Consider the following 23,309-nt stretch of genomic DNA (forward strand, 5'->3'; position numbering starts at 1 on the left):
TCCATGGCTAGTCTGTCGGGCGCATCATGCGTGGTATGCAGGTATTCGGGGTGCACCCGTTTTCTTTTTTCAGACGGCCACGGTTTATCCATTTACATATTAAAAGGCATCATAACCCAATACAATTAGACATGCCAGAACAAAGCAGATTGTACCTTCTAAAAAATAAAGGCCGTCTGAAAACAGATAACGCTGCTTTCTCAGACGGCCTTTTTCTTTTGGAGATTAATGATCAGGCTTTAGGTTCGCCATCATTCTCTGCTTTGGGCGGAACAGGAGCAAACCAGCCGACCAAAAGCAGCAGCAAGCCGACGATGATGAAGGAGGCAATGCGCTCGATACCGCCGCTGTTGGAAAGCTCGATCAGGAAAAGTTTGACGACCACGATGCCCATCAGCGTCGCGCCTGTCATCCAGTAGGAACGCTGTTTGCGGCGGTTGCCAAGTACCATCAAGATGATGGCGGTTACTGCCCAAACGACGGAGAGGCTGGCTTGCAGGCCGAAGGATTGGAGCATGATGTCGAGACGCCAAGTAATGCCGTCATAGAAATGCCATACGCGCATCACGCCTGCGCTGATCAGCATAAATGCCAAGGCGGCGACAGTGGTCGCTGTGGTACGGCGAAGCTCGGGCGGCAAGGCTTCGGGCAGGGATTTCAGAGCAAACCAAAGCATACCGGCGCATGCGAGTTCCACCGGATTGAGCACGGGAATATACGGCAACGGCGAAGGTTGGAACGGCGTGGAGAAGTTGGTCCACAGCATCCAACAAGCAGCAGCAAGGGCGCACAACGGCATAGCAAAATGCTGATAAATGGCTTGATGCCGTCTGAAAAATTCGCGGTGGCGCTGCGTATGGAAAACAATCCACATCGCCAAAGGCACGACAAGCCACGAGAGCTGCGCCCAAACGCCATAAAAACGCTCGCCGACATACAGCGCCGTCCAAAGCGTCCACAGCACGCCAAGTATCGTGATATTGAGTTTGTGCAACCAAGACAGATCATGGCGCGGATAGTTGTTCAGAATGATGAAGTTCAATACGGTAGCGGCCACAAGCGGCAAGGCTGCGGCGGCTGTCACCGCATGCTCGGTATGGTAGGAGAGGAAATGCAGGCCAAACAATGGCAAGAATGCCAAATTGGTTTGCAGAAGCTCTTCCCATTTCAGACGTTTGGCAAACAGCAGCAGGCCGGCAAATATCGGCCACAGCCACAACTGGGTAAACAGGGTTTCCTCGCCTGTCCATTGCATATAAAGGGCGTAGCTGCCTGTCGCCAACGCGGTAAGCAGGATGATCCAGCCTGCAACCTTCGCAAAGTAAACCTCGTTTCCTTCCAGCTTTTCGCTTGCAACCGGCACGCGCGGATATTGCAGCGCGTAGGCAGCCGCAAACAGCAAAGGCGTAGCGGCAATAAGGTACAGATGGGTCAGGAAGCCTTTGGATTCATAAATAATGCTGCTTTGCAACAACAGGGCGAACAATACATTGCCCAAGACAAAAGTGATAAACACATTCGGCTCGTGTTTGCGCCGGCAGAATGCCCACGCTGCCGCCAAAGCGGAAAGGGCAACAATGCTGCCGCGGTTGGCCAAGAAGAGCAAAGGCAAAATAGAGATGTACAGCAAGGCGGCAGACAACACGGCCGTCTGAACGGATTTTTCCCATTGCGCCGAACCTTCGCGACGCGAGAAATACCACAGCAAGTAAATCGCCGCTCCGCCAAGCAACACCACAACCGTCGTAAACCACTGCCCTTCCAGAACGGTATCGGTGCCAAAGCCCTGATAATTGCCCAGCTGAATCAGTGCCGCCAAGAGATAAACAATCAGCGCACCCAAACGGATATGCGGACGCTGTTGGCGCAGACCGAAGAAATAAACCAATGCGGATTCTGCACTCCACAAAATGACCGTATTGCTCGGTTCAAAATAAAGCGGAACGGCAATAGTAAGGAACAACACCGCCAAAGCAAAAAACGCCTGACGCAAAATATACAGCCCCTGCTGACGTTTCAGCAGCAGCGCCGCCAGTCCGTACACAGTGGCAAAACCCAATGCAGAAAGCGCATCTGCAGACGGCCAATGCTCCACCATGCGGTATTGCAGGCCGAACGCCGCCGCCATCGTGCCAAACAATAAAGTATGGTCGAGGACATGCACACGCAGGCCGTGTGTATAAATGCTGTTGCCAATCTCCTCCAAAGTCGCATTGTCGGCAATCGGCGTAACGCTGTCTTCACTGTTTTCCGTCAACTTACGGCGTGCGAACAGATACGCGATAAAGGTATAGAGCAGCCAGTGGTAAATCAAGAAAGGCTCGGTAGTGGCAAAATGTTGCGGCGTATAACTTCGCATGCCCCACAGCGCGGCAATGGCAAAAGTAGCGGCAAAACCCGTCAGGTTCAGCGGACGCCATGCCTTAAACCACGCAATCGCCGCCACACCGGCATTGAGTAGGGCAAGATAAGAAAACAGCACCAAATAATTGCCGCTGCCGTCTGAAGTCAGCAAAGGCGCGGCCATACCGCCGATTAAAGCAACCTGCGCCATAATCTGCGCATTCTGCCTTACCGCCAGCCACGCCATCAGCACAACCATCGCCACCATCAGCCCGAACACGACCGACACAGGCAGCAGCGGATGCAGCTTCAACGCCGCCAAGGCCGTCAAATACATGACTGCCACGCCGAAACCCTGCAACACTAAGCCATATTCACGCTTACGGCTTTGCAGCTTCCAGCCGCCGACCACCGCCGCCAAACCCGCGCCTGCCACCGTCAGATAACGCAGCTCCACCGGCACATGAACCCGCTCGGAGGCATAGCGCAACAAAAACGCCAAGCCGAGGAACAGCACCACAATACCGGTTTTCAACAACGGATTGCCACGCAAGAACCAAGCGACAATCGGATTGTCGGAAAACTTGTACCCACTATCCTCCGCTTGATTTTTATGGATAACGAATTGACGCGATGGCGCTTCTTCGCTTTCAGACGGCATCGAAGCAACAACAGCCTCCTCTTTAGGCAGCTCTTCTTGTTCAGCAGCAACCGCTTCAATAACTTCCGATTCCACAACAGGCTCAGGCGAAGCAGAAGCCTTGGCAGAAACAGGATCAATAGGTATAGAAAAAGAAGGAGCAAACGCCTCTTCAATCTTCTGCTTAACAGGCGCAGCTTCCGCCTCAGGCTCAACCCGAACATGAAGCGGCTCAGAGGCCGTCTGAACATCGGCAACAGGCCGAACCTCAACCCCCTGCCCTACCTTCGCCTCATCACGGACAGCCTCATGCTCCAACACCGACAAACGCTGTTTCAGCAGCTCGATTTCCTGCTCCAGCTTTTGCATCCTGTCGCCTGACGTAGCAGATTCAGCCAAACGCTCTTCTTGGCGTTGTTTGGCGATTGACCAAGCAACCAGCCAAAACAATGACCCAATAATCACGCCGGTGAACATCTCATCAGCAAAATAGCCGATAATAATAGGAATAAGCAGGCCGAAAAACTGCATAAAACACCTGTTTGATAACAATAAGAATATGCCGATTGTAACACCGGCAACATTATTCATGAAAAAAAGAGACAAAAGGCCGAGAATAAAAGCATACGGCAAATAGAATATAAAGAATCGGCATAAAAAAGGCCGTCTGAAAATGTTTAAGGATTTTCAGATGGCCTTAAGCATGTTTCCTTTATGTATCATGAATACATCAACAGATAAGCAATGATTTACCGAATATTATTTGCAACGCATCAGCGTACGCGTCCGCCAAACTTTTTTGCCTGAGCCGTCCGTCGAGTAATCACGGAATCTTTGCGTCAGCACGCCTCGGTTTAACGAAAACTCAAAATTATCGTTATAAATCTGCGTACCTTGCTCCGGCTCCTCTTCCCGAACGCGTGCCGTACCTGCAATTTTATCGGGCGAATAAATTCGATAATTCAGTTTCGTATATTTCGCGCCCCATTCCCAACCGTTTAATTCAATTGATTTTTTATCTATTTCAATATAAAAGCCGCTATCTTCCGACACATAGACATTATCTATAGCAGCGTTTTCATCATAACCCATGGCACATAAAGCCCTTACATGTTTGGGCGAAACCTTCCCTTCATACTTCCCGGCCCATTTTCCTTGAAACGCTTGCGGAATATCTTGGGCAGTGGCTTGAAATCCAAGAAGGAGCAAACCGGCGGTCAGAACAGATTTTAAAGTGGGCGACATTATTTATACCTTTCAAGAAAGAGTGTTTAAACCAATATGAATAATACAGGAAGTGGAAAGAATATAAAAAGGTCGTCTGAAAACCTGATTTTCGAGTTTCCAGACGACCTTGGGAGGTTTTTGGGTTTTGGGTTTCGGTTTACAGATTAGATTCTTGAATCTGAGGCTACTGGCTATTGGCCTAACATTTACTCATCATCCCTCTTCATAAATTGAAGCCTTTAAATTATCAAACCATATATAAATAAAGTCTTTCTGGTGAATTTTTATTGATAAAATATCACATATATTTTTTACAGAGCCAGAATATTCCTCACCCAAATTATAGTCTTCTAATATTAAATCTATACAGTCTCTAGAATAGTTATAATCTGATTGAGCATATTCAACTAAATATCCATAAAATGAATTTATTATTTTATCAATACCTAACGATATACTTTGTTCATCAGTGATTAATTTATCTGTTTTCACCTGCATGATACCTAGCGTTATTTCCCTAGGGCTATGCTTAGCTACAAAATTTTCAATCAATCTAGCATTCTTTGGTCTATTAAAATCTTCAAATATCATTATAGAATAAACAACCAATTGAAGAAACTTAAGATTATTAATTCTAAAATCATTATTGTTTGTATCCCATTCTTTTGCAATCTCTACCTTTTTATAAATATTTTCTAAGCCATCTTCAAGATTAGATTGAATGCATTTATCATACAAGGAACTGAAATTCTTATATTTAATAGCTATATATTTCGAGATTCTTTCTTTTTTCTTAGTTTCAGACAATTCAATTTTATTTATAATATTAAATATAAATAGACCAATTATTATCCATAACTCATTAGAAATAGTATTAAAATCTGGGATTAATGGCTTTTTAGGCAAGATTAACTTCATATATACAAAATAACTAACACTACTAATAGTGATTGCATAAAATATCTGCAGCTTCCAATCTAGGATATGCAGTCTACCCATAAACAAATTAATAAACAATCTTAATAAAACAGAGTAAATCGTAATTAGATAAATATTTTCTGTAAATCTATCCCATTGAAAACCATAAAAAATTGCAGATATTAAAATAATAAAAATTGCTGGAGTCAGTACCTTTAGAGAAAAATTAAAAGCAGCAGAGTCCTCTCTATCTACGATAAAATCAATTTTATGATAGCCAAGAGAGTAAGAATGTTTACCCAACCAATTTGATATAAAAAATAATGCAATTGCTAAAATAGGATAAATAACCACATATAATAAGACATTCATATAAAAATTCTTTCTTATTCAAAATAATAAATTCATAATTTATCAATGCGCCTCTTCCCAATTCATACCCACGCCTACTTCCGCCACCAGCGGCACGTTCAACATCCCTTCGTCCACTTTTGCCATAATCTGCGGCAGTTTTTCTTTGACTAAATCCAGTTCGGCTTCGGGTACTTCCAACACCAATTCGTCATGCACCTGCATAATCAGTTTGGTTTTCAGGCAGTCCCACGGGGAGGCTTCGCACTCTGAAAGCCAGCGGGATACGTCTATCATGGCGCGTTTGATAAGATCGGACGCGGTGCCTTGCATGGGGGCGTTGATGGCGGCGCGTTCGGCTCCGGCGCGGGCGTTGGCGTTTTTGTTGCGGATGTCGGGCAGGTAGAGGCGGCGGCCGAACAGGGTTTCGACGAAGCCTTGCGCGGCGGCTTGTTCTTTGGTGCGCTGCATGTATTCGGCGACGCCGGGGTAGCGGGCGAAGTAGCGGTCGATGAAGGTTTTGGCGGACAGGTTGTCTATGCCCAGCGATTTGGCGAGGCCGTATTGGCCCATGCCGTAAATGAGGCCGAAGTTGATGGTTTTGGCGTAGCGGCGTTGTTCGGACGAGACGTTTTCAGGGGCGATGCCGAACACTTCGGCGGCGGTGCGGCGGTGTACGTCTTCGCCTTTTTGGAACGCTGTAATCAGGGTTTTGTCGCCGGAGAGGTGCGCCATGATGCGCAGCTCGATTTGGGAATAGTCGGCGGAAACGATGACGCTGCCTTGCGGTGCGGTAAAGGCGCGGCGCACGCGGCGGCCTTCGGCGGTGCGGATGGGGATGTTTTGCAGGTTGGGGTTATTGCTGGCGAGGCGGCCGGTGATGGCGACGGCTTGGGCGTAGGTGGTATGCACGCGGCCGTCTTTGGGGGAAATCATTTCGGGCAGTTTGTCGGTGTAGGTGGATTTGAGTTTTGCTAGGCTGCGGTTTTGCAGGATGATTTTGGGCAGGGGGTAGTCGGGCGCGAGCTGTTCGAGCACGGCTTCGTTGGTGGAAATGCCGCCTTTGGCGGTTTTTTTCAGGCCTTTGGTGGGGATGCCCATTTTGTCGAACAGGATTTCTTGAAGCTGTTTGGGCGAGTTGAGGTTGAACGGCTGGCCTGCGGCGGCGTAGGCTTCTTGTTCGAGCTTCATCAGTTCGGCGCCGAGTTCTGCGCTTTGGCGGGCGAGTTCGGCGCGGTCGATTTGCACACCGTTGCGTTCCATTTCAAACAATACTTGCGCGACGGGCAGCTCCATTTTTTCATACATTTCAAGCTGTTTGGCGTCCATCTGCGCGCGCAGGTGCGCTTCGAGGCGCAGGGCGAAATCTGCGTCTTGGGCGGCGTATTCGGTCGCCTGCTCAATGGCGACGTCGGCAAAACCGATTTGCTTCGCGCCTTTGCCACACAGCGATTCGTAGGTAATGGTTTCCAAGCCGAGCCAGCGTTCGGACAATTCGTCCAAGCCGTGTCCGAGATGGCTCTCGATGATGTAGGAAGCGAGCATGGCGTCGCCGGCAATGCCGTTCAGGGCGATGCCGTAGTTGGCGAAAACGTGTTGGTCGTATTTGAGGTTTTGCCCGATTTTTTTCAGGGCGGGGTTTTCCAAATGCGGTTTCAGACGACCTAATACGTCCTGCAAATCAAGCTGTTCGGGCGCAGCAGTCAGGCTGTGTCCTACGGGGATGTAAACCGCTTCGCCTGCCTGGAACGCGATGCTGATGCCGACCAACGAGGCATTCATCGCGTCTAGGGACGTGGTTTCCGTATCGATGCCAATTTTGTCCGCCTGCGACAATTTGTCCAACAAGGCGGCAAACTGCGCTTCGGTGGTAACGGCTTGATAATCCAGCTTTTCGGGGGCGGGTGCATGTTCTATGATTTTTTTAGACGACGTTTCCATGTCCAACGCCGCCTGTTCGCCTATCGTATCGCTGCCGAACAAATCGCCGTCTGCCGCTTCGTGCATACGGCTTTCCGCTTCTTTCAGCCAAGTGCGGAAGCCCCAGCGTTTGAAATCGACCGCAAGCTGCGACCATTTCGGCGAAGTGCGGCGCAGGCTTTCGAGGCCGTCTGAAAGCTCCGAATGCAAGTCCACATCGGTTTTAATCGTCACCAAATCATACGACAGCGGCAGTTGGGGCAGCGCGGCTTGCAGGTTTTCGCCGACCTTGCCCTTGATTTCCGCAGCGTGTTCCATCACACCAGCCAACGAGCCGTAGGCTTCCAGCCACTTCACCGCCGTTTTCGGACCGCACTTCTCCACGCCCGGCACGTTGTCCACCTTGTCGCCCATCAGCGCGAGATAATCGCGGATTTGGTCGGGACGCACGCCGAATTTTTCCTTCACGCCTTCAATGTCCAGCGTTTCGCCGCTCATCGTGTTCACCAGCGTCACGCGCTCGTTCACCAACTGCGCCATATCCTTATCGCCGGTGGACACCACCACATTCCAACCCGCTTCGCCGGCCATCACCGCCAGCGTGCCGATAACATCGTCCGCTTCGACTTGCGGAATCACCAGCACCGGCCAGCCCATCAACCGCACCAAATCCGGCAAGGCTTCCGCCTGCGGGCGCAAATCGTCCGGCATCGGCGGGCGCGTCGCCTTATAGTCGGGGAACATCTCGTGGCGGAAATTTTTGCCCTTCGCATCAAACACCACCGCGCAATAATCGTGCACATAATCCGCCCGCAACCGGCGCAGCATGTTCAACACACCATAAAGCGCACCCGTCGGCGCACCGTCAGGCGCGGTCAATTGCGCCATTGCATGATACGCGCGGTAGAGATAAGAAGAGCCGTCAACGAGGAGGAGAGTGGGTTTGGACATAGCGAACCTGCTTGAAATAAGTGAAAAATAGATGGACGGATTATAAAGGAAAAGCTCGGTTCTCCCCATGTATCCGCAATCGTGTTTTAGCGAGTTTTAGGGTTTACAAAAATAAACCATTTCAAATATTGCACCTTGTCATTTCATCTTGTATATTTGCATACAAATGAATACAAAACAAATCAAACGAATATGAATGCGACAAACCGTATCCCAGTCAGCGTGAGAATCACCCAGGAAGACGCTGATTTTATTGCCGAATTTAAAATCGAAGGCGCGAATACGCCGTCTGAAAAAATCCGCGAGCTGCTCAAGCAGGCGCGTTTGGCGCATACGCAGACGCGCGATTACGGTTCCGCACTGACGGCGCAGGAGCAGTTTTTCCAAGCGGCGAAACATGACGTGCTGCACGCGGAAAAGCAGGCGGGGGTGCATTCGCATATCGTTGCGCGATTGTTTGAGCAGCTGCCCGACTTGGGCGCGACGCTCGCCGCCGACCTGCCCGAAGAAGCCGACCTCGACAGTTTGAAAAAATACGAACGCGAACTGATGTGGCGCATCGTCCGCCTGACCGACAGCATCCTGCAGCTCGCCGTAACCGGCAAAGGCGCGGCATACGACGATACCGTGCTGCAACAGCTTGAAAACACTTTGAAACTGGCGAAGATTGTGCAGCAGGCGGGCGAGGTTTGAGGCGTGAAGGAAAGGCTGACTGAAAAATGAAAATCCACCATTGGCTTCTGACCTTTATGTTCATCTATCCCTCTTTGGCAGTGAACGCGGACGGCGGCGTACAACCTGTTACCGAGCAGCAAGTCCTGCGGCTGACCGAAATTTATGTGACGCAGCATTACGGTAAACAAACCGCTCAAGCGCAAAAGCCGTATCGGGTGAGAAAAGACGGGGAACATTGGATTATCAGCGGCAAACCACCTAAAGCATTGGGCGGCAATTTCCGCGCCGTTATCGGAGCAAACGGTCGGCTGGAAGAAATCACGCATAGCAAGTAGTGTAAGGTTTGAGGTCGTCTGAAAGGCTTCTCCCTCAGTCCTGAATACCCATGTCCAATATCAAAGGCAAGGCAACAAGATGGAAAAATGGATAGCAGAAGCATACGAATTATTTGCACCTTACAGCGTGCGCTTCCCGCTGAATATCTGCACTTGCAACAGCTGCTCTCCCGAAGATTTCCAACAGGCGTTGCTGGAATATCCGTTACGCGAGATTCCTACCGATATGTTGCAGGCGTATTTGGGCAGCGTGCCTTTGGACAACGGAGCCGCGACGGCTTTAGACATGAAACATTTTCTGCCGCGTATTTTGCAGGCTTTGGTCAACGACGAAGATGTCCGACCGCTTGATGAAACGTTGCTCGATAAGTTGTGTTGCAATTTTCCCGAATGTTGGAAAAAAGAAGAAATCGATTGGTTAAAACGTTTCGCCGCCGCTTGGTTTGACTCGCAACTGACCGCGCCCCGCTATGAAGGCTGCTTGGTTGTTTGGCTGAATATGTTTCAATTTGCCGGATTGGATGTTGTCGACGAACTGTTGGCAGTGTGGACGGAACAGGCGGATAAAACGGCAGCTTTACGCGAATTTGTCGACTTGTACTTAGAGATTCCGTATGGAAGCGACGAGCCGGATTGGTACAAAGTTTGCTATCTGCCCGAGCATTGTCCGAATAGAACGCAATTCGCCGCCCGACTGTCGGCTTGGTTTACCCACCCGGATACCCGCGCCACATTCAGACGGGCTTTAGAACAAGCCCTGCTGGAAGGCAAAGAAGATGAAAACGAAACATTGTCATGGGAGCAATGTTACGACTGGTTGGCACAATCGGATGCCGGCTAAACACAATATTTCTCATGATTTCATAAAGAAAGGAAAATCCAAATGAGCGAAACCCTATCCCGCAGAGTGGGCCGTCTGGTGAGCGGCGGTTTTCATGCCCTGATTGATGCGGCGGAGAACCTTGCGCCTGAGGCGGTAATGAACGAAAGCATCCGCGAAATTGAGCGCGCAGTAGATGAAGTGCGTGCTGAGTTGGGCAAAGTGTTGGCGCAGAAACACCTTGCCGCTAAGAAAATGGCGGACGAGAGCAACCGCCACGAAGCCATCGATGCCAACCTGCAAGCTGCCGTAGCCGCTGGGCGCGACGATCTTGCCGAGGCGGGTATCGCCGAACAAATGGACATCGAAGCGCGGCTGCCTGTTTTGGAAAACACCATCGCCGACTGCGCCGCACAGGAAAAAGAACTTGAAGGTTTTATCGCCGCCTTGCAGGCGAAAAAACGCGAGATGCAGCAGCAGTTGCAAGACTGGCGCGCGGCGCAGCAAAGTGTAGGCGCAGGCAAAGTGGCAGGCGGCAGTGATCTCAACCGCATCGCCCGTGATGCCGAAAAAAGCGGCAACGCCTTCGACCGCGTGATGGGTCGTCAAAACGCAGTACACAGCAGCACCGATGCGGCGCAGTTGGCAAAATTGAAGGAATTGGAAGACTTGAGCCGCAACAACCGTATTGCCGAACGATTGGCAGCCTTGAAGGCAGGAAAATAAGTTTTCAGACAACCTCCTTTGTCGGAAAGGTCGTCTGAAAAGAAAAACGCCGCGCGGAGCTTGTCCTTACGGCGTTGGTGGAACGGATTAATCGAATCAGTAGTCGATGCGTTCGCTAATGATGCGCAAATCCGGCCATGAGAAAACGATGTCGTATTCGCGTCCGTTTTTGAAGGCTTCGGCTTTCAATACGGGGCGACCGCGGCGGTCATCGGCTTCGATTTCGTGAACTTGGTAGCCGCGTCGTTCGAGAATCCGCATCACTTGTGCGCGTTTTTGCTCGAAAGACGGATCGCTGTAAATTTGGTGTTCGATGTAGTCGTCATCGTAATACTTGCCGTCGCGGTAACGGTAGTCGTCATAACGGTCATAATCGCGCTCATAACGGTCATCGTAACGATCATCATAGCGGTTATCGTAACGATCATAACGCTGCTCGTAGCGGTCGGTACGATAGTCGTCATCGTAATAGTCGTAAGGATAAGGAGCGGCACAAGCGGTCAGTGCGATACTGCCTAAGAGTAATACCGGTAAAAGTTTTTTCATGTCGTATCCTTTCGGGACGTGGGGTAAGTCAAATCAAGAATATTCGGAAGCGGATTATATAGTGGATTAAATTTAAATCAGGACAAGGCGACGAAGCCGCAGACAGTACAGATAGTACGGCAAGGCGAGGCAACGCCGTACTGGTTTAAAGTTAATCTACTATAAATCGACGCGCTCTACGAGAATGTTTAAATCGGGATAAGACATTACGATTTTGTATTCCAAGCTGCCTTTGTAGGCCTCAAATTCCAAAACGGGTCTTGCCCAATGCAGGTCGGTGTCGGAATCGTGGACCTCATAGCCCCTGCTGTGCAGGATGGACAAAGCGCGGTCGTGGTGTTGTGCGAACGCTGGGTCTGTCTCCATGCGGTATTGGGCGTAGTCTTCGTAAAGGTCGAAACCTTCTGCTGCAAGAAAAATGGCGCAAACAGCGGCGACAGGAAGCAGCAGTTTTTTCAAAAGCGGTTTGGACGGCTTTGTATATTGCGACTGAGAATGTTTCATTTCGTTCCCTTTGCGTCTGTTGTCGGTATAGACATTTAAACACGCAGGACTTAGGGAAAAGTTAGGAGCGTTTTCAGACGACCTTTCTTTACGATACGCACAGGTCGTCTGAAAAATAGGGGAATTTGATGATTTTTGCCATTTTGATCGGCTTGCTAACCGCCGTATTGCTTTACTTTGTGATGTTTAAGGATTGGGACGAATTTGTCGAATGCATCGAATTCTGTTGCACACCCGACATTTTCAGCGCGCTGCGGGGGCGGTATTGGGATGACGTATGGGCGGAAACCAAAATCCTGCTGTGGCTGGGCATCAGCGTGATGGCTGGCGTATCTGCCTATTTCTGGCTCAGCGTTTTTCTGGCTCAGCGTTGAAACTACTGACGGCGCAATGATTAATGTACGCTCGGTATCTACACTTCTTTGCCTGACGGCAGTAAGCCGAGGTGAAAGATCGATATTCAGGGAGATCAAAAATTAAATAGTCTTATTAAAGATAAAATGAGTATTAGAAATCCAGATAGGGAAATAAAATTCAAATGAGAAAATTAAATAATGGCGATGTTCATAAACGGTATCAAAATCGTTTAGAAGGGGATGTAGAGTTTACTATCAACTATGGGCTTCCTTTGAGCTGTTTGTGGTCGACCATCAAAGACTTTTCCAACGATTTTGAAGAGCAAACCGAAGCGTTCTTTATTCTTTTCAAAGAGCTGCTGCGCAGAGGCCATCTGAAATTGCAACGCGATGGGCAAATCATCGAGCATACGCCTGAAGAATGGGAACGGATATTTAGGGAAGTATGGCCTGAATATGAAATCGAACCCAATCCACTTCCCGGCTATGCCCCGTTTGATATTGGAATGTGGCTTACGGTCGAGGCTCCTGCCTACGCCGTATGGATAGATCCCGAAGACGGTAGCGAATACTGGGCGGGATAACATACCAATGTTTGTAACAAATGCCTGTCTGAAAAACAACTTGTCAGACATGCATTATTTATTGCTGACAGCGAAACGGTTAATGTGCGCTCGGCATCCGGTACGTCGATGCGCAATTACGCAAGGAAGTTTTTGCTTATGCGGAGAAGTTGGGAAATGGGAAGCTTAATGCCACAAAAAAACAATATCTGGAATATTAAAGCCGCGCGTTACCATCGCCGCAGGAAGCGACCGCGCCAAGGCTTTGGAACTGCACCACGAAGCGCACCGCCTGTGTTTCATCGCCAACTCGGTCAACTTTCCGATTGAATGCCGCGCCGAAATTGAGAGCGGAGAGGTCGTCTGAAAACCCAATACCTGTTTGAAATGCAAGAATAAAAAGGAACACAATAATGTGGAATCTAATCAACGCCCCCGAAACGGAAATCTTCGGCATCGCCATCGCGCTGATGGTTTTACTCGGCGTGTTGGAAGTCATCTCCATGCTGGCGGGCGGCATCAGCGACTGGCTGGACAACCTGCTGCCCGATAGCCTGACCGAAACCGCGCATACCGAAGTCGGGCTGGACGCGGCGGACGCAGGCGTGTTCGTCAGGTTTTTAAGCTGGCTGTATGTCGGTCGCGTGCCGGTGTTGATGCTGATGGTCGTGTTCCTTGCCGTGTACGGACTGACGGGCTACCTGTTTCAGACGACCTTTGCCGCCGTGTTCGGCAGCTATCTGAACGGATGGCTGGCGGCAGTCGCTGTGTGGTTCTTCTCGCTGCCGCTGGTGCGCCTGACGGCGGGCGGACTGTACAAAATCATGCCCAAAGACGAAACCACCGCCGTTTCGCAGGAAAGCCTGATCGGACGCATCGGCACAGTGGTGCTGGGCGAAGCACGGGCAGGCAGCGCGGCGCAGGTGCGGGTGAGAGATGTGTACGGACAGCAGCATTATGTGATGGCAGAACCGGATGCCGACGAAGTGTTAAAACAGGGCGACGCGGTGTTGCTGGTGTCGCTGGAGGGAAATACGTTTAAGGCAATTTTGAACCCGAGCGGGAGCTTGGTGGATTGAGGTCGTCTGAAAAGATAAACGCCGGTTTGCAATGAAACATCATTTTTATCAGATTAGAAAAACAAAACGGGGATAGATATGGATCATTTGGCGCAGCCTGAGCGCGATATGCAATCCCGCATCGAAGCGTTGAAAAACAAGCTGCCGCGAGGGGTTATCGTTGTCGGCGACGGGCTGCTGTTTCAGCATTCGTTATTCAGAGGTTTGTTGTTTCAACCCTTGGTTGCTTTCTTGTTCGGTCTCATCGGCGTGGGCGGCGTCTGGCTGAAGACGGTGAAATGGATGGATCCATCGCTTTCAAGCAACATGACTTGGCTGCTGGCTATTGTATTCACGCTATGGTGGTTGTGGCGTGCGGAACGTTGGTGGTGCGGGCTGACGACCCGAAAATCGATTTATATTGATCGCGAAAAATTGATTATTTACGGTGCATTCGGACGCATCCGTTATCAAGGCGGACATGACGGGGCTTACAGGAAGTTTGACCGTATACATATGCGGGACATCGTCGGAGTCAGTCTGATTACCGAACGCAGAGGAACAACAGTCATCGGCGGGTTGCTGGGCTTAGGAAGACACAATATTTGTACAACAGCTTCCCAAAACGAATTTATTGAATTAACAGGTTGGCAGTGGAATTCAAGGTAAGATACCCAGCTATCAGACTGCGAAAAAAGAAACACCCAAGAATATTGATAAAACACAAAACAATAATCAGGAAAACAAATTTGTATGGATAACTCTCTTAACAACGAGCCAAGTTTGGAAAAATCCAACTCGGCAGCATTATGGCTGAAACGGACAACGGCCTTAATATTGTGGCTTGCCGCGTTTCTGTCGGGTGTAACGGCTTTGTATGGTCTGACCAGAGCGGGCAGTGAACCTGCAAATCTGATACTCGTCGCCTTATTGTCGGCAGGGGCGTGGTACGGTATCTATTTCGGCGGACGACTGACAGGCTGGTTCAGGTCGTCTGAAAACCCGCAAATCCACTACCCCGCCATTCATTGGGTAATATGGACGCTTGAAACATTTTTCGCCTTATTTTTTGCAAGCATCATTTTTGATAAACAAAACATAGGATTGGTGGTTTTTTGCCTGATTTTTAGCGGCTTGGCGGGCGTGTCTGCATATTTGCGCGGTAAACGGCTGATTGCCGATTACCGGCTACGGAAAAATACCGAAGTCCGCGCAACGGTAGGGCGGCTGATATGGAGCTTTATTTTTGCACTGTTATGGTCGGCAACCATCTTGCTCTGCCTGTATGCGCTTCTGCGCCAAATGGTATTGCCTGAAGGAATTGAGCCTGCTACTTTCTGCTTTATCTTCATCCTAACCATACTGTCGGGATGTGCTGCATATTACTGCTGGAATGGGTTGGCAAAATTGTTCCAAAAATATGCACAACAACAGAAAACGTGGTAGGTCAGATTCAAGAATCCGACGAATCGTTCCGCTTCAGCCGTATTGCACATAACCCAAATTGTCGGATTCAAGAATCCGACCTACCTTTAAAACCCAAAATTTTTAACCTTTCAGACGACCCCAAACCCTAAAAAAACCGTCTGAACCCGCGCCCCTCAAGGGTATATCGACAACAAGAAAGGAAAACCCATGAACTTAGTTTCCATCGGCATCATCGCCGGCGTCATACTCGTCGCGCTGTTCGTACTCGGCCTTATCCTCACCCGCCTGTACCGCCGCGCCAGCAAAGAAGTCTCCTTCGTCCGTACCGGCTTCGGCGGCGAAAAAGTCATCATGAACGGCGGTGCGATGGTGCTGCCCGTGCTGCACGAAATCATCCCCGTCAACATGAACACGCTGCGCCTCGAAGTGCGCCGCGCGGCGCAGCAGGCGTTGATTACCCGCGACCGGATGCGCGTCGATGTGATGGCGGAGTTTTACGTCCGCGTCAAACCCAGCGCGGAGAGCATCGCCACCGCCGCGCAAACGCTGGGTATGAAAACCATGTCGCCCGACGAATTGAAAGACCTCGTCGAAGGTAAATTCGTCGATGCCCTGCGCGCCGTTGCCGCCGAAATGGCAATGGAAGAGCTGCACGAGAAACGTGTTGATTTCGTTCAAAAAGTGCAACAAGTCGTGAGCGAAGACTTGTTTAAAAATGGCCTCGAACTCGAAACCGTTTCCCTGACCGGCCTCGACCAAACCAGCTTCGAGTTTTTCAACCCGCAAAATGCCTTTGACGCGGAAGGTTTGACCAAACTGACCGAAACTATCGAAGGCCGCCGCAAAAAACGCAACGAAATCGAACAAGACACCGATTTGGCGATTAAAACCAAAAACCTCGAAGCCGAGCAGCAACGCCTGAAAATCTCGCGCGAAGAAGAATACGCCAAACTCGAGCAAGAACGAGAAATCGCCGTGCGCCGCGCCGAACAGGAAGCCAGCATCGCCGAGCAGGAAGCGCAGAAAAAACGCGAAGCGGAAGAAGCCAAAATTGCCGCCGAACGCGAAGTGGATTTGAAACGCATCGCCGCCGAACGCGACATTAAAAACGAAGACATTCGCAAAGCCCAAGCCGTCGAGCAGGCGGAGGTCGAACGCCGCAAAGCCATCGAGCTTGCCGAACAAGACCGCGCCATCGCCGTCGCCGAGAAATCGCGTGCCGAATCCGAAGCCAAAGCCGAGGCAGACAAAGCCCGCGCTGCCGCCGTGCGTGAAGAAGAGAGCGTGATTACCGTGCGCGAAACCGAACGTGCCGAACGTGCCAAAGCCGTCGAACTGATTGCCGCCGAAGAAGCCGCACAAAAAGACGCGATTTCGCTCACCGTCGCCGCCGAAGCCGAGAAACAGGCCGCGCAAGACCGCGCCGAAGCCGTGCGCATCGCCGCCGAAGCTGAAGCTGAGAAACAACGCCTGCAAGCCAAAGGTGAAGCCGATGCCAAAGTCCTGCTGGCACAAGCGCAAGAGCAGCAATACAAAGTCGATGCCGAAGGTACCCGCGCCGTGAACGAAGCCGCCAACGTCCTGAGCGTCGAGCAAGTCGAAATGCAAGTGCGCCTCGCCCTGTTGAAACACCTGCCCGACATCATCCGCGAATCCGTGCGCCCGATGGAAAACATCGACGACATCAAGATTCTGCAAGTCAACGGCTTGGGCGGATTCAGCGGCGCTGCCAACGGCTCCGAAGGCGTGTCGGACGGACAAACCACACAAGCCAGCCTCGCCGACCAAATGGTCAACAGCGCCCTGCGCTACCGCAGCCAAGCCCCGTTGGTTGACGGTCTCTTGAAAGAGTTGGGACTGAATGGTGGCGACATCAACGGTCTGACCCAAGGACTGGATAAAACTATCGACCAATCATAAACGGATGCCGTAATAATGGTTTAAAGGCCGTCTGAAAAGTATCAGACAGCCTTTTTTGTATGCGAGCTCAGAGAAACGCTAATATTTTCAATACTGATAAATTCAATTCTATTACGATTGCAATAAATTAGGAATCATCCAATCTGTTTTCAAGGATAAAAAGATTGGGCAGGCTATTTTAAATGACTCATAAGGCTAGCTGCTTCGACAATGATCCACCAACAATTTAATCATAAAAGCCAGTTCTACCGTTTCGATTTCAAGTTTACCATCTACTCATCTATCGACATTTCAATATCAAGCCGCTTATCTTCAGGCAAATAAAAAAGCACAACATTTCGTTGTGCTTTTTCTTGATGAACCCACATTACTTGTTTTTTTGCGAACGAAGGTAATCCAAAGTTTTCAGCTGGGCAATGGCTGCTGCCAATGCTTTGTGCGCTTCGGCCAAAGATTTTTCGTCTCTGGCTTCAGAAACACCTGTTTCGGCTGCTTTTTTAGCTGCTTCAGCACGCGCCTGATCCATTTCTGTACTGCGGACGGCAACGTCTGCCAATACGGTAATCTTATCAGGCTGTACTTCTAAAACGCCACCGGAAACGGCAACCAGCACTTCTTCAGTTTCACCCGGAACAGTCAAACGTAATGCTCCGGGGCGTACCAAACTCATAATCGGCTCGTGTCGTGGATAAATACCAAGCTCACCTTGAACGGTCGGAACCACCACAAAGCTGGCCTCGCCCGAATAGATGTTTTGCTCGCTACTAACCACTTCAACTTGCATGGTGCTCATGCCGGCCTCCTTAGTTTAAGGTTTTCGCTTTCTCAGCCGCTTCTTCGATACCGCCTACCATGTAGAACGCTTGTTCAGGCAGATGGTCGTATTCGCCGTTCAAGATGGCTTTAAAGCCGGCGATGGTGTCACGCAATGAAACGTATTTGCCTGGAGAACCGGTAAATACTTCGGCAACGTGGAACGGTTGAGACAGGAAGCGTTGGATTTTACGGGCACGCATCACAGTCAGTTTGTCTTCGTCAGACAATTCGTCCATACCCAGAATGGCGATAATGTCGCGCAATTCTTTGTATTTTTGCAGAGTAGACTGTACACCGCGTGCTACGTCATAGTGCTCTTGACCCAATACCATCGGATCCAATTGGCGTGAAGTAGAATCAAGCGGGTCAACTGCCGGGTAAATACCCAAAGATGCAATATCACGGCTCAATACGACGGTTGCGTCCAAGTGGGCGAAAGTTGTCGCTGGAGACGGGTCAGTCAAGTCATCCGCAGGTACATATACGGCTTGGATGGAAGTAATGGAACCGGTTTGGGTAGAGGTAATACGCTCTTGCAAACGACCCATTTCTTCAGCCAATGTCGGTTGGTAACCCACTGCAGAAGGCATACGGCCCAACAGTGCAGATACTTCGGTACCGGCCAGAGTGTAACGGTAGATATTGTCAACGAAGAACAATACGTCGCGACCTTTACCGTTTTCGTCTTTTTCGTCACGGAAGTATTCGGCCATAGTCAAACCGGTCAAAGCAACGCGCAGACGGTTGCCTGGAGGTTCGTTCATTTGGCCATACACCATGGCTACTTTATCCAATACGTTGGAATCTTTCATCTCGTGGTAGAAGTCGTTACCTTCACGGGTACGTTCACCCACACCTGCGAACACGGACAGACCGCTGTGCGCTTTGGCGATGTTGTTGATCAATTCCATCATATTCACGGTTTTGCCCACACCGGCACCACCGAACAGACCTACTTTACCGCCCTTAGCAAACGGACACAGCAAGTCGATCACTTTAATACCGGTTTCCAACAATTCGGTAGTTGAAGACAACTCATCGAATTTCGGAGCAGTTTGGTGAATGGCACGGCTCTTGTCGGTATCGATCGGACCTGCTTCATCAACAGGCGTACCCAATACGTCGACAATACGGCCCAATGTACCTTTACCTACCGGCACAGTGATTGGCGCACCAGTATTGCTTACAGACATACCGCGTTTCAGGCCGTCTGAACTACCCATTGCAATAGTACGGACAACGCCGTCACCCAGAAGCTGTTGAACTTCCAGAGTCAGACCGTTCTCGTCCAATTTCAGGGCATCGTAAACATGCGGGATAGCGTCGCGTGGAAATTCCACGTCAACCACCGCACCAATAACTTGTACGATTTTGCCTTGGCTCATTATCGTATCCTAATTTCCTGTTCAGGCTTCAGACGGCATTAAACTGCCGCTGCACCTGCTACAATTTCTGACAATTCTGTGGTAATCGCGGCTTGACGCGATTTGTTGTACACCAAGCGCAATTCTTTAATGGCATTGCCTGCGTTGTCGGTTGCGGCTTTCATCGCTACCATACGCGCGGCTTGTTCAGATGCCATGTTGTCGCTCAATGCCTGATAGACCACAGACTCTAAATAGCGGCGAACCAAATATTCCAATACGGCGATAGGACTCGGCTCGTAGCGGTATTCCCAAGTAAATGAAGAATGACCCGCTTCGTCGTCAATAACGTTTTCACCGATAGGCAGCAAAACTTCCATACGCGGCTCTTGGCGCATTGTATTGACGAAACGTGAGTAAACCATATGGATACGGTCTAATTCATGCTTCTCATAACGTTGGAAGATTTCGGTCAGAGGACCGAGCAGCAATTCCATTTTTGGGGTATCGCCCAAATTGGTTGCGCTGGCAATAACATTCAAACCGATGCTTTGGCATGCAGCCAAACCTTTACTACCCAGGCACACGACTTCGACTTCGATGCCTTGTTCCTGATACTCTTGAACTTGCGCCAAAAACTTTTTCAGTACGTTTGCGTTCAAGCCACCGCACAAACCTTTATCCGAGGTAATCAAAATGAAACCGGCACGACGCACTTCGCGGTGTGGCTCCAACAATTTGATACCATGATCGGCATGGGTCTGTGCAAGATGGCTCATCACTGTACGCACTTTTTCGGCGTACGGACGCGCTAAGCGCATCCGGTCTTGAGTCTTCCGCATTTTAGAGGTCGACACCATTTGCATCGCTTTAGTGATCTTTTGGGTATTTTGAACACTACGGATTTTGGTGAGAATCTCTTTTCCGACTGCCATTTCAGACTCCTTTCATCTCAATACTTATGCTTGGTAAGCGTAAGAAGATTTGAAAGATTTCATGGCTTCGGTTAATGCTTTTTCGCTTTCGTCAGACATTGCGCCTGATGCATTAATCGCTTCCAGAACCTCAGGATGTTGCGTACGTACGAAACTCAAGAATTCTGCTTCGAAAGCCAAGGCTTTGGATACCGGAACATCTGCGTAAGAACCGTTGTTAATCGCCCACAAAGTCAATGTCATTTCGGCAGTGTTCAATGTGCTGAATTGTTTTTGTTTCATCAATTCAGTAACCACTTCACCGTGTTGCAGCTGTTTGCGTGTTGCTTCGTCCAAATCGGAAGCAAATTGCGAGAACGCCGCCAATTCACGGTACTGTGCCAACGCCAAACGGATACCGCCACCCAGTTTTTTGATGACTTTGGTTTGTGCTGCACCACCCACGCGCGATACGGAAATACCGGCATTGATTGCAGGACGGATACCGGCGTTGAACAAGTCGGTTTCCAAGAAGATTTGGCCGTCTGTAATCGAAATTACGTTGGTTGGTACGAATGCTGATACGTCACCGGCTTGGGTTTCAATAATTGGCAACGCAGTCAGAGAACCGGTTTTGCCTTTTACTTCGCCATTGGTAAGCTTTTCAACTTCGTTTTCGCTGACGCGAGCCGCACGTTCCAACAGACGGGAGTGCAGATAGAATACGTCGCCAGGATATGCTTCACGACCAGGAGGACGGCGCAATAGCAGGGAAATTTGACGGTATGCAACGGCTTGTTTAGACAAGTCATCGTATACGATCAGTGCATCTTCACCACGGTCACGGAAGAATTCACCCATGGTACAACCAGAGTAAGGAGCGATGTATTGCAGTGCAGCGGCTTCAGAAGCAGTTGCAGCAACCACGATAGTATGTTCCATCGCGCCATGCTCTTCCAATTTGCGTACTACGTTGGCAATAGAAGATGCTTTTTGACCGATAGCCACATAAATACAGATAACGCCTGTACCTTTTTGGTTAACGATGGCATCCAATGCTACGGCAGTTTTACCGGTTTGACGGTCACCGATGATCAACTCACGTTGGCCACGACCAACCGGAACCATAGAGTCAATAGCTTTCAGGCCGGTTTGCATTGGTTGGTCAACCGATTTACGCGCAATCACACCTGGTGCAATTTTTTCGATTGGAGCAGTCAATGTTGTGTTGATTGGACCTTTACCATCGATAGGACGACCCAATGCATCAACCACGCGGCCAACCAGTTCACGACCGATCGGCACTTCCAAAATACGGCCGGTACAGGTAACTGTATCGCCTTCTTTAATGTGTTCGTACTCACCCAACACTACGGCACCAACGGAGTCACGCTCCAAGTTCATGGCCAGACCGAAAGTGTTACCGGGGAATTCGAGCATCTCACCTTGCATCGCGTCTGACAAGCCATGAATGCGCACAATGCCGTCTGTAACAGAAACAACAGTACCACGGGTACGCACTTCTGCATTGACGGACAGATTTTCGATTTTGGCTTTAATCAAATCGCTAATTTCAGCAGGATTAAGCTGCATGAAAACTCTCCTAATTTGTCATAGTCGCATACAAAGCATTCAGTTTGCCTTGTACGGACAAATCCAAGACCTGATCACCCACTTCTACTTTGATGCCGCCGATTAATTCAGGGGCAACTTTAGCTACCACATCCAATTTGCTGTTGAAGCGTTTTGTCAGGATATCGGTAACATCGGCCAGCTGCTGAGAACTGAGCTCATACGCGCTGTAAATTACTGCCGATTTCGTATTGTTGTGTATCAAGGTCAAATCTTGATATTGGGCATAAATTTCCGGCAATACCAGCAAACGCTTTTGCTCGGCCAAAACGGTAATGAAATTTGCCAATTCGACATTTTTGATACCGACAAGACCTTTGAGCGTTTCTGCTTTTTCGGAAGCTTCCGTTTCCGGTTGCTCGATGAAAGCAATGACTTTCTCATCTTGAACAACCGCTGCGAGTTCTTTCAGTTCACCCAACCAAGACTCGATTTGGTTTTTTTCCTGAGCCAGACTAAACAATGCTTTCGCATAAGGTCTGGCAATCGTTGCGAACTCTGCCATAAGATTACAGCTCCTGTTTTAAGGTACTGAGCAAATCTGCATGTTTGGAAGCATCAACTTCCTTACGCAAGATAGATTCCGCACCTTTAACAGCCAGTGTAGCAACCTGTTCGCGCAACACTTCGCGCGCACGGTTAACTTCTTGCTCCACATCAGCTTTTGCTTGGGCTGCAATGCGTGCTGCTTCATGAGAAGCTTGCTCTTTGGCTTCTTCTACAATTTTTGCAGCACGTTTTTCGGCGTTGGCAACCATTTCGGTTACCTGATTACGCCCTTCGGCCATAAGTTCTGCAACTTTTTTCTCTGCCTGCTCAAAATCGCTCTTACCGCGCTCGGCAGCAGCCAAGCCCTCGGCGATTTTTGCGGCACGCTCATCCAATGCTTTGGCAATCGGAGGCCATACGAATTTCATCGTAAACCAAACCAAGCCAAAGAAAACCAGGATTTGCGCAAATAAGGTTGCATTAATATTCACGTTACTTAACCTTCGTATCTGGGTTAATCAAACAGACCATAAGCCTGTATCTGAACGGATCGCTCCGTCTTGATTACGCAGCACCAAACGGGTTAACGAAGGCGAACAACAGGGCAATAGCCACACCGATCAAGAAGGCCGCGTCGATCAGACCAGCAATCAAGAACAGTTTGGTTTGCAGAGGACCGATCAGCTCAGGTTGGCGAGCAGAAGATTCCAAGTATTTAGAACCAACCATTGCGATACCGATAGAGGCACCCAATGCACCCAAGGCAACGATCAAACCACATGCGATAGCAATCAAACCCATTTTTAAACTCCT

Annotated in this window: 24 protein-coding genes; 10 read left to right on the top strand and 14 right to left on the bottom strand. The window is 49.6% G+C overall.

The genetic code is table 11. The annotated features are described in order from the left end of the window. Window positions 1-232 precede the first annotated feature (232 nt). From FAH66_RS07775 to polA, 4 genes are all read right to left on the bottom strand, one after another. Complete coding sequence (locus tag FAH66_RS07775) at window positions 233-3,514, bottom strand: DUF2339 domain-containing protein (protein ID WP_137041231.1); 3,282 nt, start codon at window positions 3,512-3,514, stop codon at window positions 233-235. A gap of 228 nt (window positions 3,515-3,742) precedes the next feature. Next, window positions 3,743-4,228 (bottom strand): hypothetical protein, encoded by a 486-nt coding sequence (locus FAH66_RS07780; RefSeq protein WP_137041232.1) that lies wholly within the window; start codon window positions 4,226-4,228, stop codon window positions 3,743-3,745. A gap of 195 nt (window positions 4,229-4,423) precedes the next feature. After that, the gene (locus FAH66_RS07785) at window positions 4,424-5,500 is read right to left on the bottom strand and encodes a hypothetical protein (RefSeq protein ID WP_137041233.1); all 1,077 of its coding nucleotides are present in this window, start codon (window positions 5,498-5,500) and stop codon (window positions 4,424-4,426) included. 42 nt (window positions 5,501-5,542) lie between these two features. Beyond that, the gene (polA, locus tag FAH66_RS07790) at window positions 5,543-8,350 is read right to left on the bottom strand and encodes a DNA polymerase I (RefSeq protein ID WP_137041234.1); all 2,808 of its coding nucleotides are present in this window, start codon (window positions 8,348-8,350) and stop codon (window positions 5,543-5,545) included. A gap of 192 nt (window positions 8,351-8,542) precedes the next feature. Here polA and FAH66_RS07795 point away from each other — a divergent pair, with 192 nt between their 5' ends. The 4 genes from FAH66_RS07795 to FAH66_RS07810 all read left to right on the top strand — a co-directional run bounded on the left by FAH66_RS07795 (window position 8,543) and on the right by FAH66_RS07810 (window position 10,906). Next, the gene (locus tag FAH66_RS07795; protein ID WP_137041235.1) at window positions 8,543-9,043 is read left to right on the top strand and encodes a hypothetical protein; all 501 of its coding nucleotides are present in this window, start codon (window positions 8,543-8,545) and stop codon (window positions 9,041-9,043) included. 26 nt (window positions 9,044-9,069) lie between these two features. Beyond that, the gene (locus FAH66_RS07800) at window positions 9,070-9,360 is read left to right on the top strand and encodes an NTF2 fold immunity protein (protein WP_137041236.1); all 291 of its coding nucleotides are present in this window, start codon (window positions 9,070-9,072) and stop codon (window positions 9,358-9,360) included. A gap of 79 nt (window positions 9,361-9,439) precedes the next feature. Beyond that, entirely contained in the window at window positions 9,440-10,201 is a 762-nt protein-coding gene (locus tag FAH66_RS07805; RefSeq protein WP_137041237.1) for a hypothetical protein, read from the top strand. Between the two features lie 42 nt (window positions 10,202-10,243). After that, complete coding sequence (locus tag FAH66_RS07810; RefSeq protein WP_137041238.1) at window positions 10,244-10,906, top strand: PspA/IM30 family protein; 663 nt, start codon at window positions 10,244-10,246, stop codon at window positions 10,904-10,906. Between the two features lie 96 nt (window positions 10,907-11,002). Here the strand turns inward: FAH66_RS07810 and FAH66_RS11090 are convergent, their stop codons facing one another. Both FAH66_RS11090 and FAH66_RS07820 read right to left on the bottom strand, forming a co-directional pair. Further along, window positions 11,003-11,452, bottom strand: a complete 450-nt coding sequence (locus tag FAH66_RS11090) for a PepSY domain-containing protein (protein ID WP_137041239.1) — start codon at window positions 11,450-11,452, stop codon at window positions 11,003-11,005. 159 nt (window positions 11,453-11,611) lie between these two features. After that, window positions 11,612-11,956, bottom strand: a complete 345-nt coding sequence (locus tag FAH66_RS07820; protein WP_003743670.1) for a hypothetical protein — start codon at window positions 11,954-11,956, stop codon at window positions 11,612-11,614. Between the two features lie 128 nt (window positions 11,957-12,084). Between FAH66_RS07820 and FAH66_RS07825 the strand changes: the two genes are divergently transcribed. Together FAH66_RS07825 and FAH66_RS07830 are read left to right on the top strand one after the other, a co-directional pair. Beyond that, window positions 12,085-12,330 (top strand): hypothetical protein, encoded by a 246-nt coding sequence (locus FAH66_RS07825; RefSeq protein WP_137041240.1) that lies wholly within the window; start codon window positions 12,085-12,087, stop codon window positions 12,328-12,330. A 164-nt stretch (window positions 12,331-12,494) separates the two neighbouring features. Next, window positions 12,495-12,896, top strand: a complete 402-nt coding sequence (locus FAH66_RS07830; protein WP_137041241.1) for a DUF596 domain-containing protein — start codon at window positions 12,495-12,497, stop codon at window positions 12,894-12,896. 196 nt (window positions 12,897-13,092) lie between these two features. Here the strand turns inward: FAH66_RS07830 and FAH66_RS11225 are convergent, their stop codons facing one another. After that, entirely contained in the window at window positions 13,093-13,284 is a 192-nt protein-coding gene (locus FAH66_RS11225) for a hypothetical protein (protein WP_208648071.1), read from the bottom strand. A gap of 4 nt (window positions 13,285-13,288) precedes the next feature. Between FAH66_RS11225 and FAH66_RS07840 the strand changes: the two genes are divergently transcribed. From FAH66_RS07840 to FAH66_RS07855, 4 genes are all read left to right on the top strand, one after another. After that, complete coding sequence (locus FAH66_RS07840) at window positions 13,289-13,954, top strand: YqiJ family protein (protein WP_137041242.1); 666 nt, start codon at window positions 13,289-13,291, stop codon at window positions 13,952-13,954. Between the two features lie 78 nt (window positions 13,955-14,032). Continuing rightward, window positions 14,033-14,602 (top strand): hypothetical protein, encoded by a 570-nt coding sequence (locus tag FAH66_RS07845; protein ID WP_137041243.1) that lies wholly within the window; start codon window positions 14,033-14,035, stop codon window positions 14,600-14,602. A gap of 84 nt (window positions 14,603-14,686) precedes the next feature. Continuing rightward, complete coding sequence (locus FAH66_RS07850; protein ID WP_137041244.1) at window positions 14,687-15,379, top strand: transglycosylase; 693 nt, start codon at window positions 14,687-14,689, stop codon at window positions 15,377-15,379. A gap of 189 nt (window positions 15,380-15,568) precedes the next feature. Then, entirely contained in the window at window positions 15,569-17,281 is a 1,713-nt protein-coding gene (locus tag FAH66_RS07855) for a flotillin family protein (protein WP_070749116.1), read from the top strand. Between the two features lie 367 nt (window positions 17,282-17,648). On the opposite strand, the gene FAH66_RS07860 is transcribed toward FAH66_RS07855, so the two are convergent. The 7 genes from FAH66_RS07860 to atpE all read right to left on the bottom strand — a co-directional run bounded on the left by FAH66_RS07860 (window position 17,649) and on the right by atpE (window position 23,297). Then, window positions 17,649-18,074 (bottom strand): F0F1 ATP synthase subunit epsilon, encoded by a 426-nt coding sequence (locus tag FAH66_RS07860; protein ID WP_070591882.1) that lies wholly within the window; start codon window positions 18,072-18,074, stop codon window positions 17,649-17,651. Window positions 18,075-18,084: 10 nt separating this feature from the next. After that, window positions 18,085-19,482 carry a F0F1 ATP synthase subunit beta gene (gene atpD / locus FAH66_RS07865; protein WP_003683789.1) on the bottom strand — a complete coding sequence of 466 codons (1,398 nt, stop codon included), beginning with the start codon at window positions 19,480-19,482 and terminating at the stop codon, window positions 18,085-18,087. A gap of 38 nt (window positions 19,483-19,520) precedes the next feature. Then, on the bottom strand, window positions 19,521-20,396 hold the full coding sequence (gene atpG / locus FAH66_RS07870; protein WP_063076779.1) for a F0F1 ATP synthase subunit gamma: 876 nt from the start codon (window positions 20,394-20,396) through the stop codon (window positions 19,521-19,523). 24 nt (window positions 20,397-20,420) lie between these two features. Next, a complete protein-coding gene (atpA, locus tag FAH66_RS07875) occupies window positions 20,421-21,968 on the bottom strand; it encodes a F0F1 ATP synthase subunit alpha (protein WP_137041245.1) in 1,548 nt (515 codons plus the stop codon). A gap of 10 nt (window positions 21,969-21,978) precedes the next feature. Further along, complete coding sequence (locus FAH66_RS07880) at window positions 21,979-22,512, bottom strand: F0F1 ATP synthase subunit delta (protein ID WP_137041246.1); 534 nt, start codon at window positions 22,510-22,512, stop codon at window positions 21,979-21,981. 4 nt (window positions 22,513-22,516) lie between these two features. Then, a complete protein-coding gene (locus tag FAH66_RS07885; RefSeq protein ID WP_004464459.1) occupies window positions 22,517-22,987 on the bottom strand; it encodes a F0F1 ATP synthase subunit B in 471 nt (156 codons plus the stop codon). Between the two features lie 73 nt (window positions 22,988-23,060). Then, window positions 23,061-23,297: a F0F1 ATP synthase subunit C gene (atpE, locus tag FAH66_RS07890; RefSeq protein ID WP_003676106.1), complete on the bottom strand. Its 237-nt coding sequence runs from the start codon at window positions 23,295-23,297 to the stop codon at window positions 23,061-23,063. Window positions 23,298-23,309 lie beyond the last annotated feature (12 nt).

This window comes from Neisseria subflava, from assembly GCF_005221305.1.
GTDB classification, from domain to species: Bacteria; Pseudomonadota; Gammaproteobacteria; order Burkholderiales; family Neisseriaceae; genus Neisseria; species Neisseria subflava.